This window comes from Streptomyces torulosus (assembly GCF_001419765.1).
Taxonomy (GTDB): Bacteria; Actinomycetota; Actinomycetes; order Streptomycetales; family Streptomycetaceae; genus Streptomyces; species Streptomyces torulosus.
Map to the genome: position 1 here is coordinate 221 of NZ_LIRK01000916.1, position 1,114 is coordinate 1,334.

The window sequence follows — 1,114 nt, forward strand, 5'->3', positions numbered from 1 at the left end:
CTGGTCATCACGGCGCTGTGCACGATCGTCGCGGTCGCCCTCGGCTATCTGGTCACCCCCCTGCTGCTGGCACCGGTCATGGGCGGCCTGTACTGGCTGTCCACCCAGACCGACCGGAACACCACCCGCGTCTACGGACTCACCACCATCGGGGCGACGACGCTCGCGGCGGTGTACGCCGACTCCATGGACCACCTCTCCCTGCTGATCCGGACGATCGGCCCCGTCTTCTGGCTGCTGCTGCCCCTCGCCATGGGCAAGGCCACCCAGGTGCGGCGCGNNATCGCCCGCGACCTGCACGACGTGGTCGCCCACCATCTGGCCCTCGCCAACGCGCAGGCGGGCACCGCCGCGCACCTCACCCGCGTCGATCCCGGGCAGGCCCACCGGATCCTCACCGACCTGACCGCCACCACGTCGTCGGCGCTGCGGGAGCTGAAGGCCACCGTCGGTGTGCTGCGCCAGCCCGACGACCCGGAGGCGCCCCTCGCCCCCACCCCCGGCCTGCACCAGCTCCCCGACCTGGTCGCCGCGTGCGAGTCCGCGGGCCTCACGGTCACCATGACCACGGAGGGCCCGCCGGGGCCGCTCGACCCGGGCGTGGACCTGACCGCGTACCGGATCGTGCAGGAGGCCCTCACCAACGTCAGCAAGCACGCCGACGCGGACGCGGCCCGGATCCGCCTCGCCTACCGGGAGTCGCATCTGACGATCACGGTCACCGACGAGGGCGGCGGCACCGCTCCCCCCGCCAGTGTGTTCGACAACTGCCGCGGCTTCGGTCTCATCGGCATGCGTGAGCGCGCCCAGTCGGTCGGCGGCGCCCTGAGCGCCGGCCACCGACCCGAGGGCGGCTTCGAGGTCACCACCGATCTTCCGCTGCGCCCCCGCGCCCGCACCCCCCAGCTCGAAGGCGGACCGACCTCATGACCATTCGCGTGCTGCTCGCCGACGACCAGGCCCTGCTGCGGGCCACCTTCCGCATCCTCATCGACTCGTGCCCGGACCTGGAGGTCGTCGGCGAGGCCGCCGACGGTCGGGAGGCGGTCGACCTCGTCCGCGTCCACCGCCCCGACGTGGTCCTCATGGACATCCGGATGCCCGGCACCGACGG

1 protein-coding gene and 2 pseudogenes are annotated in these 1,114 nt (G+C 73.1%); all 3 read left to right on the forward strand.

What is annotated here, in order from left to right:
* Positions 1 to 280 (forward strand): annotated as a pseudogene (locus tag AOK23_RS52190) (sensor histidine kinase); the annotation flags it as partial.
* Positions 281 to 282: 2 nt separating this feature from the next.
* Positions 283 to 930 (forward strand): annotated as a pseudogene (locus AOK23_RS51210) (sensor histidine kinase); the annotation flags it as partial.
* Positions 927 to 1,114: response regulator (locus tag AOK23_RS42465; protein WP_157878328.1), on the forward strand; the 188-nt coding region annotated here is incomplete at its 3' end. The pseudogene AOK23_RS51210 and the gene AOK23_RS42465, both read left to right, overlap by 4 nt.